The organism is Desulfosporosinus burensis (assembly GCF_054657535.1).
In genome coordinates, this window is the sequence record NZ_BAAHYN010000014.1 from 98,917 (window position 1) to 112,818 (window position 13,902).

Sequence of the window (13,902 nt, forward strand, 5' to 3'; positions counted from 1 at the left end):
CACTTCTCTCTAGTTGTGAATCTCTTTTCTGTTAGAAAACAGATTGTAGGGCATATTAAGGATAGGCTAATATTGCTTAGAAGGATAATATGGAAAAACGTCGAATAACATTATTATTTCAATGACAAACACTTGGAAGTGAGGACTTATTATGGAGTTGTTCAATAATGTGTTGGAACGGTTGGGAAGCCTTATCAGGCAGGGTATTGCACGTATAGAGGTAAGTTATCAACGGGTCGACATTCATATCAGGCCAGAGGCATTATCGTTATTTGACATGAATGAACAAACCGTGAGCGATGTGATTGGTGAAATTGCAAATCTTTTTGAAGCTATCTTAAGAGACGAAGATGAATACTACGCAAATCAAATGACGCATGCCGGATACGCTCGTGAGGAAACGAGAGAGAAATTAAGCCTTGTTAGAAGTAAACTGGCAAATGATAAGTACATGCTTAGAAGTTATAGATTTATTAATAACTGTTCAGGAAAGATTTTGCAAAGGGTTGTGACAGATACTTTTCAAAAGTCAATAAATGACTTAGGGGGAGAAATGCTCAAATTTGCTCAAATTAAATTGATAGTTCATGACAATATGGATTCGACTTTGAAACAGCATGTCGATTTTGATATGGACGGTATGAGGCTTGATCGTTTTATAGATCAATTAGTTAGACTACGTGACGAATTAAACAAGATAGAGTAGTTGATAGAGAGGATAAGAGTAATGTTATACGTCTCATCTGGATTTAGCACAAAGGTTGCGGAGAAAGTAATAACTGGCGAGAGGTCTTTTCATAGCTGTTTAGCATATGATGTTATTGGTTTCTATGGGGAGGTAATAGCTATGAACGAAACAAATGGAGTATATAAACGGACTCGTTCTGGGCGTGAAGCTGCAATAAAACGTTCGAAAGAAACCGACCGAGAACGAGGTGCTGATAAGGAGTATCTTAGCGTTTTTTTACATGAGTACCAACTTCATGAATCTCTACGAAGGAGGGCTAAGAGTGTCAGTCAAAGATATGATTAGAGATAGTCTTATTGATACGCGCCTTTTCGGCTTTGGCGAGGTTTGGACTATTAAAGACGAACTAGTGTCTATTCCGGATGCTGATAGGATCGATGACAGAGTTCTCCATGCTTATCGTTCAATGCTTATTGTATCTAACGACAGCGGCAATACGAACCCACTTACTTTGACAGTTAACACGGCACCTCTATCGCATAGAATTGATTTAAAGCGGCGTGGTGACATTGAGTTACATGCCAGTAGAAATAATCTCAGATATGACTCAATGGCTAAACTTAGGCTTATCCAACCTCTGTTAAAAGTTGATCTTGAACGTTACGTAACAACAATAAGTGATGATGGCAAAGAGGATATACTTATCGGACTAGAGGAATTATTTGGACTTATAGTTGAAGAATAAAGGAAGACACTTGAAAAACGACTTGCATACATTAATTTCAAACAGCTTAGTTTGAGTTCTGCCGTACTCCAAACTCGAAAGCCCTGACTCGAGTTTGGAGTACCTTTTTCGTTAAATAAGAATATCCCGAAAATGAACGTCACTCTTGGCATTCATCCAGAACGTCCTCTTGACCCAAGCCAGAGGAAGTTTCTGGGCTTAGAGAGCACACAGAAGAACAGTGTCGAACTTGCTTAGTAAAGGGGAAGATGCTACACTTAAATGTAGTATAAACAAGGGTCTATGTTGACTGTTGTAAAATATTACTACTTAGTGGAAGGGGAAAGAACTATGGCGGCGGTTGGGCGCAATTCTTCGAGCACAGGTAGAACCGTCTTACTCATTTTGATTGGTGCTGCCATTGGAACTTTAGTTGGACTTGGCTTAGAAAAATACGGTATTTTCGCACCGTTTTTGAGGCCTGCCGTTATCGATATACCCTCCCATACTTACTTGGATTTCTTTTTCCTCTCGCTCTCATTCGGTATTCGCTTGAGTATTACTATGGCGACGCTTTTGGGAGCCTTAGGAGGATATTTATTGTCAAGGAAGGTGTAATATGCTCGTGCTTGCTTCTTCATCTCCTCGGAGGGCGATGTTGCTTCGCGAGGGAGGGTATACCTTTGAAACGGTTAAGGCTTCCGTTTCAGAAGTGCTGACAGAAGGGATTACTCCGGAAATCGGGGTAAGACAGTTGGCAGTACGCAAAGCCCAAGCGGGTTTAACCCACTGGTTGGAATCAGGGGGAAACGCGCAGGATGTCGTGTTAGGGGCTGACACGATGGTAGTTCTAGACGGCCGAATATTGGGGAAACCTACTTCTACTGAAGAAGCGGTTGAAACACTGAAGAATCTAAGTGGCAGGACTCATGAAGTTTTAACGGGAGTCTCGTTAGTTTCTGGATCGGGAAGGCTCGTCGAGGACGTGGTTACAACCATTGTCCATTTTCGCCCGCTCAAAGCGGATGAAATTACGTCGTATGTAGCCAGTGGAGAACCGATGGACAAGGCCGGGGCGTATGGAATTCAAGGGGGAGCCGGAAAGTTTGTCACTGCAATACAAGGATCTTTGACAAATGTCATTGGCTTACCGATGGAGTATCTTACGGAACAGCTGAAGGCGTGGGGGATTGGGCAGATAAATATCGCTTCACGCGAGGTGGATGATGGATTATCGACGTTTGAAGGATTTACCGGAGGAACTTCTGCCCCGTGAGAGACTTTGCCAACTAGGTCCCGAAGCATTATCAAATCGGGAAATATTGGCCATTCTTTTGCGTACCGGCATCAAAGGAGAAAATGTTTTAACGCTAGCTGAACGGATTTTGGTCAGTGTCGGTGGACTTTCAGGGTTAGGCAAGCTAACAGTGCATGAACTGGCCCAAATACACGGTTTAGGAAAAGCAAAGTCTGCAGAAGTGAAAGCCGCCTTAGAATTAGGGCGTCGTTCAGTCTCTGTAGATCCCATGTCGAGACCCGTGGTCAATTCTCCTCAGGATGTAGCACACATTGTAATGGAAGAAATGAGATTCCTAGATCGTGAACATTTCCGAGTTGTTTCTCTATCGACGAAAAATCATGTCTTGGGAATCAGCCCGGTCTCGATTGGTTCGCTCAATTCATCCATGGTCCATCCAAGGGAGTGTTTTAAAGAAGCGATCCGGCGCAATTCAAACGCCATAATTTTATTGCACAATCATCCCAGTGGGGATCCAACTCCCAGTCAGGAAGACATTGAGGTCACGCGTCGTTTGGCAGACGGGGGAAAGATTCTGGGGATTGAGGTGTTAGATCACGTGATTATCGGAGATAATCGGTTTATCAGTTTGAAAGAGCGGGGAGTCATATAGATGTCCGAAGTCCGATGTCTGAGGTCCGACTTTGTATTCGATTTAAGAATCGAAGAACGGAATTAAACCTGAAGGCTTGAATTATTGTGCGAACTCTGTTCGCTTCGATTCGGACTTCGGACCTCGGATTTCGGACATCGATTAACGGAAGGAGTTTTAATTTAATGTTTGGTTTTAACTTTTTTAGCAGAGATTTAGGGATAGATTTAGGAACAGCAAATACAGTGGTTCATGTCAAAGGAAAAGGGATTGTAGTCCGGGAACCTTCTGTGGTGGCAATGGACATAACGACAAAGACCCCAATGGCCGTAGGGGATAGTGCTAAAGAAATGATCGGTCGGACCCCCAGTAATATTGTGGCTATACGTCCACTAAAAGATGGGGTAATCTCAGATTTTAATGTTACACAAAAAATGCTGAAATACTTTATTAGCCGTGCCCTAGGAACCGAACATCCCTTTATCCGGCCTCGTGTGGTTATTTGTGTGCCTTCTGGTGTCACTCCGGTTGAGGAACGTGCCGTGAAAGAAGCTGCTATGGCAGCTGGTGCGAAAGATCCGATTATTTTAGAAGAACCTATGGCAGCAGCTATTGGCGCTGGACTTCCAGTCAGTGAACCGACGGGGAATATGATCGTTGACATCGGTGGGGGGACAACGGAAGTCGCGGTTATTTCATTAGGTGGAATAGTGACAAGCCGTTCAATCCGTGTGGCCGGTGATGAAATGGATGATGCGATCATTGCTCATATTAAAAGACGATATAATTTGATGATTGGTTATCGAACCGCGGAAGCACTCAAGTTTGAAATCGGTTACGCTTATATGGCAGAAAAGGGTATGTATACAGTGCGCGGGCGAGATTTATTAACAGGCCTTCCAAAAACAATTGAAGTTTCCTCAGAGGAAATACAAGAGGCGCTACAAGAACCAGTGATGGCTATTGTCGATGCTGTAAAATCATGCTTGGAAAAAACTCCCCCGGAATTATCGTCGGATATTATGGATCGTGGTATTATGATGGCAGGTGGCGGTTCGTTACTGCGCAACCTAGACCGATTGATTTCTGATCAAACAGGCATTGCGGTGCACTTAGCGGAGGATCCATTGTCCTGTGTCGCTATAGGCACAGGACATGTCTTGGAACATGCGGAGATCCTTCGAAAAATTGCCGCCTCGCAAAAGAGTTAAAAATAGCGGGGGGGAATTGTGGTGGGGAAAAGAGTAAATGTAACGGGAATTGCGGTTCTCGTTTTCTTTCTGTTGCTAGGCGTACTCATAACCATCCGTCTAACCGGACTGGGTAGTCATTTCCCCAACCCAGTTGGGGGGGTTATGCAACGCGTTTTAAGCCCGTTAGAACAACCCATTCTTGACTTGGGGAATGGCATTAAGGGAAATTTTCGAGTCTTATGGAACTTCCGAGAGGTACAGCTCCAAAATGAAGCTCTTCGCAAACAGGTAGATCAGTTAACTGGCGATAATTTAAAACTCAAAGCTGAAGTACTGGCCGGTATGCGCTATAATGAACTTGATGAGGGTCAGTTTCGCAGTCCGACCCTCGCTAAGTTTGAAAAGATAGGTGCTAGTGTTATTAATCGTAATCCTACCAATTGGTACCGAACCCTAACCTTAAACCGTGGAAGCGCGGATGGGATCGCCCCAAATGACCCAGTGATCGGAGATTTAGGGCTTTTAGGGAAGGTTGTGTCGGTCTCACCGACCACCTCGGAAGTCTTACTAATCCTTGACGGGGAAGGACAAGTAAGTGCCCTTGTGCACGGAAGCACGGGTGTTAGTACCTTCGGAATTGTGCAAGGAAATTATAATCGCGGTTCTCGTCTGAGTCCGGAAGGGAATTTACAAATGCTCTTTCGCAGAGAAGATAGTGTAAATCCAGGAGATCTGGTACTAACGTCAGGGCTCGGAGGAGTCTACCCTAAAGATATCCCGATCGGTCAAGTAAAGGAGATTCAGCTTGACCCCTCAGGCTTACTCAAAACGGCCTACATTCAACCACTCATGGACTTTGATGCCTTGGAAGAGGCTTATATTGTTAAAATGGCGGGGGGAAAGTAATGCGTTATGTTTTGATCGCAGGAATGTTTCTCCTAAGTCTGATTTTACCGGGAACACTCTTCCACTTTTGGTCATGGTCAGGAATTAAACCGGATTTACTCATGTTACTGACGATCTATATCGCCATGCATCATCGTATGTCCGTCAGTGGGATTTGGGGACTTGGGGCGGGTTTATTTGAAGACTTTTATGTGGGGCGCTACGTCGGTATGTATACACTCACACTTGCAGTGGTCGCTATTTTGAGTAATTGGCTAGCCGAGCGCTGGTACCGAGAAAATTTCCTCTTAACCACCTTTATGGTCTTTCTTGTAACCGCAGTGGGGCAAATACTAGTTTCTTTTTTAAGTTTGGGTGCTGGACTTCATTGGGGTTTTACAGATATCGTACGATTAGTAATCGGAGTATCCCTGTACAATGCCCTCCTAGTTCCCGTGACCTATCCATGGATTCACCAATCCTTCGTTCGCGGCTGGTTGCGCTACCGGCCAAGATATGAACGCTAGGCGTTCATATCTCGAGGTTCGATATTCGAGGTTCGAGGTTCGAATTAAGCCCGAACAAGTTCGCAAGACAATTTAAGCATCGCAGTTTAAGGCGGATTTCAATTCAGAGTTTATGCACAAAGTATCGAACTGCACACAACGAATTGATCCTAGAGCTAACTCCAATCTATTTTTTAAATCATAGAAACGAAGTAATACAATAATAGAATTTCGAATACCCTCAATAATACTCAAGTTAGTTCAATCCGTTACTTCGATTCGCAGAATCGAATTCACAAATCGTACCACGAACCTCGAACCTCGAACATCGCAAAAAACGTAGCGGAGAGGAGTTTTTTGAATGGATGACAAAGAGCGAAAACCCTATACGTATCGACTTTGGGGCTTAAGCATCGTAGTGCTTTTGGTCTTCTTAATTCTAGGCTCGAACCTCTGGCGTTTGCAGATTGCCCAAGGGTCCTACTATACCGCTATGGCTAAGGGAAACTTCGTAAAGCAGGTTAAGGTGCCTCCCACGAGAGGAGATATCGTCGATAAAAACGGCAAGCTCCTGGTAACGAGTGTTCCGGAGTTTGTGCTACACCTAGATTGGATGGATTTACAACAAGCAAAGGGCAGTGCTTGGAAAGATGTCGTGCGTGGCTTAGCAGGTTATATTAAACCCTACTGGCCAAACACCAATCAGACGGTGGATTCGATCACGGAAGATATTTTAGCCAATATCCAAAATCACCAGTGGGAACGCTATCGCCCCGTTATCATCTTGAATAAGGTGGTTCCTGAGCTCCAAGCGGTCATCGCCGAGCACCAAGAGGAGCTTCCAGGAGTAAGTGTGGAAGCGATTCCTGTGCGCTACTACCCTCGGAAAATTCTGCTTGGTCAGCTCCTAGGGTATGTTCGTGAAATAGCAAAACCGGAAATTGATCAGTTGAATAAAAATCCAGATGCGCAACAGGTAGGGTTTGAGTATGCTCAGGGAGACATCGTGGGTAAGATGGGGGTCGAAAAATCCTATGATTTCTGGTTGCGGGGTCAAGAAGGAATCCAACAAGTTGAAGTAGATAATCGAGCCCGTCCTATTTCCAAACAGGTTATTATGCCACCACAAGCAGGGAAAACCGTCCAACTGACCATTGACGCTGACCTACAAAAAACGGTGGATGATAAACTCGATGAAGTCATTCAAGACGTACAGAAAAAAAGCCCAACGGCTCATTCCGGGGCAGCTGTGGTCATCGATGTCAACACAGGCAAGATTCTGGCCATGTCTTCTCGGCCTGCAATGGATCCGAACGATTTGATCGGGATAATTTCGGACCAAATGGCAGATAAGTATTGGCCTCAAGACCCTAAACGAGCCTCAGAAGCGGCGTCCCTTAACCGGGCCTTGTCAGGGGTGTATGCACCAGGTTCGGTCTTCAAAATGGTGACAGCGATGGCTGCTTTACAACTCAAAGTAACAACGCCGGAGGAGCGGGTCAATGGTGCCATGTCTTCGTTAGGGAACCTTGCTGCTCAGCAACAAGGTACCGCTGAATGGGGTGGAAATAATTTTGGCTCTGTCAATCTTTCTCGAGCCCTAGCTAAATCCTCGAATATTTATTTTCAAGTGATGGGCCGCCGCGCCTTTGAGGCTAATCCGGAGACGATTGGCCAGATCGCCCATGAATTCGGATTAGGCGTCGAAAGCGGCATTGATTTACCCGGCGAAGCTAAAGGAATAGCACCTTCTGCCGAATGGAAGAAATCTTATTTTGGCCCTACCTATGAGAAGTCTCGAGATAAAAAACTGGCCGATATTGAGAGTAATTACGCCACCAAGCTGGCGGAAGCGACCGACGCTAAAGCTAAGCAAAAACTGCAAGCGGCAAAAGACACAGAGATTAAACAGGTTGCTGTATGGTACAAGCAAATGGTCAGTGAACATGTGGACTGGAAGGTCTATGACAGTCACTTTAATTCTATTGGGCAAGGGTATAACTCCTACACGCCGTTGCAATTAGCCAATTATGTTGCTACCATGGTGAATGGTGGAAAACACTTTCGACCGTATGTTGTCGATAAACTCTTGGACCCAATTACTGGAGACACGGTACAGCAATATGAACCTAAGGTTCTAAATACCGTCTCGGTTTCACCCGAGGTTCTTGATGCGGTCAAAAAAGGGATGCGCGCTGTTACAACAGGGGAAGGGACGGCCTCCTTTCTCTTCGCTGATGTACCGGAATTTACTGGGGGAGGTAAAACTGGAACCGCCCAGATCGGGTCCAAGGACACGATTTCGGGAGATATATACAACGGTGTGTTTGTAGCCTTTGCCCCTTATGATAATCCGCAAATTGCCTTTGCCGGGATCGTCGAATTTGGAGGGCATGGAGGGGATACGGCAGGTTACGTCGCCAAGGCAGCCTTTATGAAGTATTTTGGTTGGAAGAACGCGAATGGAGGCTAAAAAACGAGGAAATTTATCCTCGTTTTTTTTAGATAGTAAAAAGGGAATTGGGACAACCTTGTAGAATTTATAGAGGAGCGTTTATAGAAGGTAGAATTATGACTAAGCGATGGGGGATTGGGCAGGTTGACACGGACTGAACATGTGGCACTTAAAGGAACCCGCGAAGGATTGGTGTTATACCTTGATCCTGCCGCGGACTTTGGATTGCTAATGAACGAACTGGAAAATCTTTTGAAAAGCTCTGATCAATTCCTCCAAGGCGCGAACGTCCGGTGCTATGCTGGGAAAAAGGAATTTTCCGAGGCTGAACAAGCAAGTCTGGCAACAATTTTACGACAAAACCAGTTAGAACTTGCAGGATGGTTAACCACGGAAGAGGTCTACGTCCCAGGCAAGACGCAGTCCTACGCAAGCCAGGAGAGGGAAGCACGTCTCTGGGAGGAAGGGATGGTGGAAGGACGCTGTCTCTTCATAGAACGAACACTTCGTTCTGGAAAAAGTGTGCAATTTGAGGGTCATGTCGTAGTAATGGGTGACGTTAATCCTGGCGCAGAAATCATTGCCACGGGAAACATTGTTGTTCTAGGATCCCTTCGAGGAGTTGCCCACGCAGGAGCAACTGGTGACCGAAAAGCCTCCGTGAGCGCGTATCATTTGGCACCCACCCAATTAAGGATTGCGGACCTGGTAACTAGGGCACCTGATGAGGAAGCGGACGGACGAGGACCGGAGATTGCCAAAATCAAAGATGACCAATTAACGGTTGAAGCGGCTGGTATGAATGGTTGGCGAAGCAAGGCTCGTTAACGAAGAATAAGTCTATGTGGAAAGGTAGGTCTAACTATGGGTGAGGTAATCGTTGTAACTTCCGGAAAAGGGGGCGTTGGTAAGACGACAACATCCGCAAATATTGGTACCGGCTTAGCTGCTAGCGGTCATAAAGTTGTCCTAGTCGATACCGATATCGGTTTGCGCAACCTTGATGTTGTGATGGGTCTTGAGAACCGTATCGTATACGATTTAGTGGATGTAACCAGTGGGAATTGTCGGCTTAAGCAAGCACTCATTAAAGATAAACGTTTTACAAACCTCTTTTTGCTACCAGCTGCCCAAACTAAAGATAAAACAGCAGTTAGTCCCGAGCAGATGAAGACATTAGCCAAAGAACTTAAAGAAGAGTTTGATTATGCGATCATTGACTGCCCGGCAGGAATAGAGCAAGGCTTTCGCAACGCGATAGCCGGCGCAGACCGTGCGGTTGTCGTTTGTACGCCCGAAGTCAGTGCAGTGCGCGACGCGGACCGTATTATCGGCTTATTAGAAGCTGCCGAACTGAGAAATCCGAAGTTAATCATCAACCGTCTCCGCCCCGAAATGGTAAAACGTGGGGATATGATGGATATCTCAGACATCTTAGATATTTTGGCAATCGAATTAATCGGGGTTGTTCCAGAAGACGAGAGTATCGTAGTCTCCACAAACCGCGGAGAACCCGCAGTTATGGATCAGGGGTCAAAAGCAGGAGAGGCCTACCGTCGCATTACAAGGCGGATTATGGGAGAGGACGTACCCCTTATGAACCTTGAGGTACCCTCTGGAATCATGGATAGACTAAAAAGACTTGTTGGGATTCGCTAACCGTTCGGTACTGAGAGGAGGAATCGTCCTTGTTAGAATTTATCAGCCGGATGCTTGGCAGGGAAAGCGCCTCGAGCAAGACAGTAGCAAAAGAACGCCTTCGGCTCGTCTTGGTGCATGACCGCGCTAGCATATCGCCTGCCATGCTGAACAGACTAAGGGAAGATCTAGTCAAAGTAATCTCTAACTATATGGAGATTGATGAAGCGGCACTCGAGTTCAATCTATGTCAAGATGATCGAGAAGTGGCCCTAGTCGCCAACATCCCCGTCGTGAAGATGAAGCGAGACTACGCAGCCAAAGGGTAAGCGAAGCGCGAAGCGCGAGGTTCGAGGTTCGAAGTTCGAGGTTCGAATTGAAGCGAACAGAGTTCGCAGGATAATTACTTTTACATCCGTTCTTCTGGGGCTGTAACAAAACTTTGAAGTTTGTTACGCCCCATGTTTTTATGTTCAATTCCGTTCTTCGATTCGCAGAATCGAACTCACTATTCGAGCCTCGAACCTCGCGCCTCGCGCCTCGCGTATGTTATAATAAACAAGTATCCGTCAACATAAAAATCATAGGGAGATTATATCGTGGACAGAAGAGCTTTAAGAAACTTAGACTTCTTATTTATACTTTTTACATTGTTATTACTGGCTGCCAGTTTGGTAATTTTAAGCACGGCCTCGATCAATGTGATGAAGTCAAATCCCCTCCACTATGTTCAGACGCAGACTATCTGGATTTTGAGTGGTCTCGTCATTGCAGTGGTCGTAGCTGTGATTGATTATCAGAAATGGCAAGTTTTTCGCTGGTGGATTTATGGCTTTAACCTGGCCCTGCTCTTAACCGTTATCTTTTTTGGTGACTCGGCCAAAGGGGCTACTCGTTGGATTTATCTTACCTCTTCGATAGGAATCCAACCTTCAGAGTTTGCCAAAATTTTCATCATCTTAACCTTTGCAGATTTTTTGGCCCGGCGAGAAGGCAGACTCAATAATTTCACTGATTTCATACCTCCGTTTTTGTTTGTATTAATGCCCATGCTGCTCATTTTTAAGCAGCCCGACCTAGGAACAACCTTAGTTTTTGTGGCAATATTTATCGGAATGATGTTTGTAGCAGGGGCAAATCCATGGAAATTCGGAGGTCTTATCGTAGCAGGGGTTATTACAGTGGCAGGTGCGCTTTGGCTCCACTTCGCGACAAATTTACCAAAGTGGTTACAATGGGCTCAAGGACTCCCACTCCCCCTCCAAGAGTATCAATTAAAGCGCTTAACGATTTTTGTTAATCCTGCAGCGGATAAGTCGGGAGATGGTTTTCATATTCTTCAATCCCTGTGGGCGATTGGATCAGGTGAGTTATGGGGTAAAGGGTATCGAATGGGTACCCAAGGCCAGTTGAATTTCTTACCCGAGCACCATACCGACTTTATTTTCTCGGTGGTTGGCGAAGAGTTCGGCTTTATCGGAACGATCACGCTCCTCTTCCTGTTTCTAATCTTCTTACTGCGCGCCATCAACATTGCCTTGAAAGCACGGGATATGTACGGAATGTTGATTGTCACGGGTGTGGTTTCCATGTTCACCTTTCACATTCTAGTCAATGTAGGTATGACCTCCGGGATTATGCCTGTCACAGGAATTCCACTCCCGTTGATCAGTGCTGGGGGAAGCGCCTTGTGGGCCAATATGGCTTCGATTGGCCTACTCTTAAGTGTCAATTTAAGACACCAGAGGCGCATGTTTTAATCGATGTCCGATATCCGAGGTCCGAGGTCCGATATCGAAGCGAACAGAGTTCGCCCAGAAATTAAAGCCTTCTGCCTAATTCCAAGTCTAGTTGAATTCCAAATCTAATTCGTTCTTCGATTCGTTGAATCGAATTCAAGTTCGGACCTCGGACTTTGGACCTCAAAATAGAACTGCATCGCAGTTCTATTTCTTTTGCTTTCGCGTAGACTATTAAGGAATGTACGAGCCTGAATGATCGAAGTCTGATGTCCGAGGTCCGAATTGAAGCGAACAAAGTTCGACTAAAATTTAAGCTAAAAGTCTAGTTTATTCTTCGATTCGCAGAATCGAATTCAAGTTTCGGACTTCGGACCTCGAACTTCGGACTTCGTAGAAAGGGGGCAGAGTGGGATGAATCCTTTTGAACGCTGGGATGACTGGGAATGGGAACGGGCCATCCAAGAAGTGGGGAAAGAACAAGGGCGGGGTAGGTCTGGACACCCTGAGCACACGACGGGACGCTTCCGAAGACCTGTGAAGCGGGGCTGGGGAAATTTCCTCAACCATTGGAATGGAACCCAAAAAAGAACCTCTTTAGCAGCGTTACTTTTTCTGTTGATTTTCTTCAGCGCTAATAGTGCAGACCCCTTTTCTCGAGCGATTCATTCAACTTACCGCAGCGCTATGGATTCAGGAAACTATTACCAAGTTATGACGGGTATGGCTAAAGAAGCCTTGTCGCTAGGGGGTGTCGGAGTCAAGAGTACGCCCGTTGACGCTAAGATGATCGGTCAATTATTGCCTCCTATTTCTGGACCGGTCATGGCTGCCTTTGGAGAAGTGGGAAAAGGAGGCAGCAACCCGGTCGGGTCGGTTCATAACGGAATTGATGTAGGGAGTGCTTTGGGAAACTCCGTCGTAGCTCCTGCGGATGGGGTAGTTACTTTTGTGGGGGAAGATCCCCAATTAGGGAAGTACGTGAAAGTGGATTTTGGAGATGGGTGGACTACGGTGTTAGGGAACCTAGGCGGAATTTATGTTCAGCAGGGTCAGCGAGTTGCCAAGGGATACGTTGTCGGAACGGTTGGTCTTTCCGCACCCTTGAAGAAGCCTTGGCTGCATTTTGAACTAAGAAAGAATAACCAACCAGTCAATCCAATACCCTATGTCATCCCGCCAGAGTCCAAGAATTAGCTAAAAATCTAAAGCGGAGGGTGAATATGGAGCTTGTGAAACTATCCGGGGTGAGCATCCGAATCCATCCCACATTTCTTTTGGTTTTGCTACTCTACGGAGTCCTGGGTCTAGCTGCCCAGGCTCTTCTCGTCTTTGCTCTCGTTTTGGGGCATGAATTAGCGCATCTTCTAACGGCCAAAGCGTACGGCTTTAAAGTTGTAGGGCTCGAGCTATTTCCTTTCGGCGGATCTGCCTACTGTGATGATCTCTTTGAGGGGAGGAAATTAGAGGAGAGCATCATGGCGCTAGCTGGTCCGGCCTTTAACATCGTCCTTTTATTTGGTGCCCAGGCCTTGCGTTGGAATGGGTTGTGGACGGGGGAAATTTCCGATGATTTTGTACGCTATAATTTCTGGCTTGGTGCCTTTAATCTAATCCCGGTCTTACCCCTGGATGGTGGGCGGGTAGTGCGGGCTCTTTTTGTAGGGGGATTTGGATTCGTCCGGACCACGAAGTTTTTGGCTTGGGCTGGAAAATGGCTAGGGGTCATCTTTGCCCTTTATGGCATAATCTTAGGAGTTCAGGGAAAGTTTACAGAAGGACCACTTTTTTTTCTAATTCTAGGGGGTTTCTTTTGGCTGGCAGGTAGTAAAGAAATCTCGACAGCCCATATTACCTTTCTCAGACAATTAACCCGTAAGAAAGAAGAACTCATGAAAAAAGGTTTGATGCGTAATATTTGTGTCACAGTACAGAGCAATACTCCTCTGGTGCGAATCGTGGAGGAATTTACTCCGGATCGTTACGCCATGGTCAGCCTAACGAATGGGAAAATGGGGATGGATAAAATGCTTACGGAGACAGAGATTGTAGAAGGGATGTTGCGGGAGGGAATTCACTTTCCAGTGGGTAAACTATAGACGAGATATCTGAGGATAATCTCTGTAAAAATATAGGGGATTCGAGTTAACTGTGATATAATATAAGTTCACTATATAGTTACAAG

16 protein-coding genes are annotated in these 13,902 nt (G+C 45.7%); all 16 read left to right on the forward strand.

The window, feature by feature from the left end:
- Nucleotides 1-151 precede the first annotated feature (151 nt).
- The gene (locus tag ACYQ3Q_RS22430; protein ID WP_459930698.1) at nucleotides 152-706 is read left to right on the forward strand and encodes a hypothetical protein; all 555 of its coding nucleotides are present in this window, start codon (nucleotides 152-154) and stop codon (nucleotides 704-706) included.
- A 141-nt stretch (nucleotides 707-847) separates the two neighbouring features.
- Entirely contained in the window at nucleotides 848-1,033 is a 186-nt protein-coding gene (locus tag ACYQ3Q_RS22435) for a hypothetical protein (protein ID WP_459930699.1), read from the forward strand.
- Nucleotides 1,011-1,433, forward strand: a complete 423-nt coding sequence (locus ACYQ3Q_RS22440; protein ID WP_459930700.1) for a type II toxin-antitoxin system PemK/MazF family toxin — start codon at nucleotides 1,011-1,013, stop codon at nucleotides 1,431-1,433. The genes ACYQ3Q_RS22435 and ACYQ3Q_RS22440 overlap by 23 nt, the downstream gene beginning before the upstream one ends.
- A gap of 282 nt (nucleotides 1,434-1,715) precedes the next feature.
- Nucleotides 1,716-2,030 (forward strand): DUF4321 domain-containing protein, encoded by a 315-nt coding sequence (locus tag ACYQ3Q_RS22445; protein ID WP_459930701.1) that lies wholly within the window; start codon nucleotides 1,716-1,718, stop codon nucleotides 2,028-2,030.
- A 1-nt stretch (nucleotide 2,031) separates the two neighbouring features.
- Nucleotides 2,032-2,688 carry a Maf family protein gene (locus ACYQ3Q_RS22450; protein ID WP_459930702.1) on the forward strand — a complete coding sequence of 219 codons (657 nt, stop codon included), beginning with the start codon at nucleotides 2,032-2,034 and terminating at the stop codon, nucleotides 2,686-2,688.
- On the forward strand, nucleotides 2,639-3,322 hold the full coding sequence (radC, locus tag ACYQ3Q_RS22455) for a RadC family protein (protein ID WP_459930754.1): 684 nt from the start codon (nucleotides 2,639-2,641) through the stop codon (nucleotides 3,320-3,322). Before ACYQ3Q_RS22450 ends, radC begins: the two co-directional genes overlap by 50 nt.
- Nucleotides 3,323-3,486: 164 nt before the next feature.
- Nucleotides 3,487-4,512, forward strand: a complete 1,026-nt coding sequence (locus ACYQ3Q_RS22460; RefSeq protein WP_459930703.1) for a rod shape-determining protein — start codon at nucleotides 3,487-3,489, stop codon at nucleotides 4,510-4,512.
- A 21-nt stretch (nucleotides 4,513-4,533) separates the two neighbouring features.
- Nucleotides 4,534-5,400, forward strand: a complete 867-nt coding sequence (gene mreC / locus ACYQ3Q_RS22465) for a rod shape-determining protein MreC (RefSeq protein ID WP_459930704.1) — start codon at nucleotides 4,534-4,536, stop codon at nucleotides 5,398-5,400.
- Nucleotides 5,400-5,906, forward strand: coding sequence for a rod shape-determining protein MreD (gene mreD / locus ACYQ3Q_RS22470; RefSeq protein ID WP_459930705.1), 507 nt, complete (start codon nucleotides 5,400-5,402; stop codon nucleotides 5,904-5,906). The genes mreC and mreD overlap by 1 nt, the downstream gene beginning before the upstream one ends.
- A 340-nt stretch (nucleotides 5,907-6,246) precedes the next feature.
- A complete protein-coding gene (mrdA, locus tag ACYQ3Q_RS22475) occupies nucleotides 6,247-8,358 on the forward strand; it encodes a penicillin-binding protein 2 (protein ID WP_459930706.1) in 2,112 nt (703 codons plus the stop codon).
- A 126-nt stretch (nucleotides 8,359-8,484) separates the two neighbouring features.
- Entirely contained in the window at nucleotides 8,485-9,168 is a 684-nt protein-coding gene (gene minC / locus ACYQ3Q_RS22480; RefSeq protein WP_459930707.1) for a septum site-determining protein MinC, read from the forward strand.
- Between the two features lie 36 nt (nucleotides 9,169-9,204).
- Nucleotides 9,205-9,999: a septum site-determining protein MinD gene (gene minD, locus ACYQ3Q_RS22485; RefSeq protein ID WP_459930708.1), complete on the forward strand. Its 795-nt coding sequence runs from the start codon at nucleotides 9,205-9,207 to the stop codon at nucleotides 9,997-9,999.
- Between the two features lie 29 nt (nucleotides 10,000-10,028).
- Nucleotides 10,029-10,307: a cell division topological specificity factor MinE gene (minE, locus tag ACYQ3Q_RS22490; RefSeq protein ID WP_034142165.1), complete on the forward strand. Its 279-nt coding sequence runs from the start codon at nucleotides 10,029-10,031 to the stop codon at nucleotides 10,305-10,307.
- 267 nt (nucleotides 10,308-10,574) lie between these two features.
- Nucleotides 10,575-11,738 carry a rod shape-determining protein RodA gene (rodA, locus tag ACYQ3Q_RS22495; RefSeq protein WP_459930755.1) on the forward strand — a complete coding sequence of 388 codons (1,164 nt, stop codon included), beginning with the start codon at nucleotides 10,575-10,577 and terminating at the stop codon, nucleotides 11,736-11,738.
- A gap of 393 nt (nucleotides 11,739-12,131) precedes the next feature.
- Nucleotides 12,132-12,914: a murein hydrolase activator EnvC family protein gene (locus ACYQ3Q_RS22500; RefSeq protein WP_459930709.1), complete on the forward strand. Its 783-nt coding sequence runs from the start codon at nucleotides 12,132-12,134 to the stop codon at nucleotides 12,912-12,914.
- Between the two features lie 26 nt (nucleotides 12,915-12,940).
- Nucleotides 12,941-13,816: a M50 family metallopeptidase gene (locus ACYQ3Q_RS22505; RefSeq protein ID WP_459930710.1), complete on the forward strand. Its 876-nt coding sequence runs from the start codon at nucleotides 12,941-12,943 to the stop codon at nucleotides 13,814-13,816.
- Nucleotides 13,817-13,902: the final 86 nt, after the last annotated feature.

Bases quoted from the DNA above. Each gene is read 5' to 3' on its own strand.
- ACYQ3Q_RS22445 (WP_459930701.1), top strand. From the start codon at position 1,716: ATGTTGACTGTTGTAAAATATTACTACTTAGTGGAAGGGGAAAGAACT.
- radC (WP_459930754.1), top strand. From the start codon at position 2,639: ATGGATTATCGACGTTTGAAGGATTTACCGGAGGAACTTCTGCCCCGT.
- mrdA (WP_459930706.1), top strand. From the start codon at position 6,247: ATGGATGACAAAGAGCGAAAACCCTATACGTATCGACTTTGGGGCTTA.
- minD (WP_459930708.1), top strand. From the start codon at position 9,205: ATGGGTGAGGTAATCGTTGTAACTTCCGGAAAAGGGGGCGTTGGTAAG.
- ACYQ3Q_RS22430 (WP_459930698.1), top strand. From the start codon at position 152: ATGGAGTTGTTCAATAATGTGTTGGAACGGTTGGGAAGCCTTATCAGG.
- ACYQ3Q_RS22460 (WP_459930703.1), top strand. From the start codon at position 3,487: ATGTTTGGTTTTAACTTTTTTAGCAGAGATTTAGGGATAGATTTAGGA.
- ACYQ3Q_RS22435 (WP_459930699.1), top strand. From the start codon at position 848: ATGAACGAAACAAATGGAGTATATAAACGGACTCGTTCTGGGCGTGAA.
- ACYQ3Q_RS22450 (WP_459930702.1), top strand. From the start codon at position 2,032: ATGCTCGTGCTTGCTTCTTCATCTCCTCGGAGGGCGATGTTGCTTCGC.
- ACYQ3Q_RS22505 (WP_459930710.1), top strand. From the start codon at position 12,941: ATGGAGCTTGTGAAACTATCCGGGGTGAGCATCCGAATCCATCCCACA.
- ACYQ3Q_RS22500 (WP_459930709.1), top strand. From the start codon at position 12,132: ATGAATCCTTTTGAACGCTGGGATGACTGGGAATGGGAACGGGCCATC.
- mreD (WP_459930705.1), top strand. From the start codon at position 5,400: ATGCGTTATGTTTTGATCGCAGGAATGTTTCTCCTAAGTCTGATTTTA.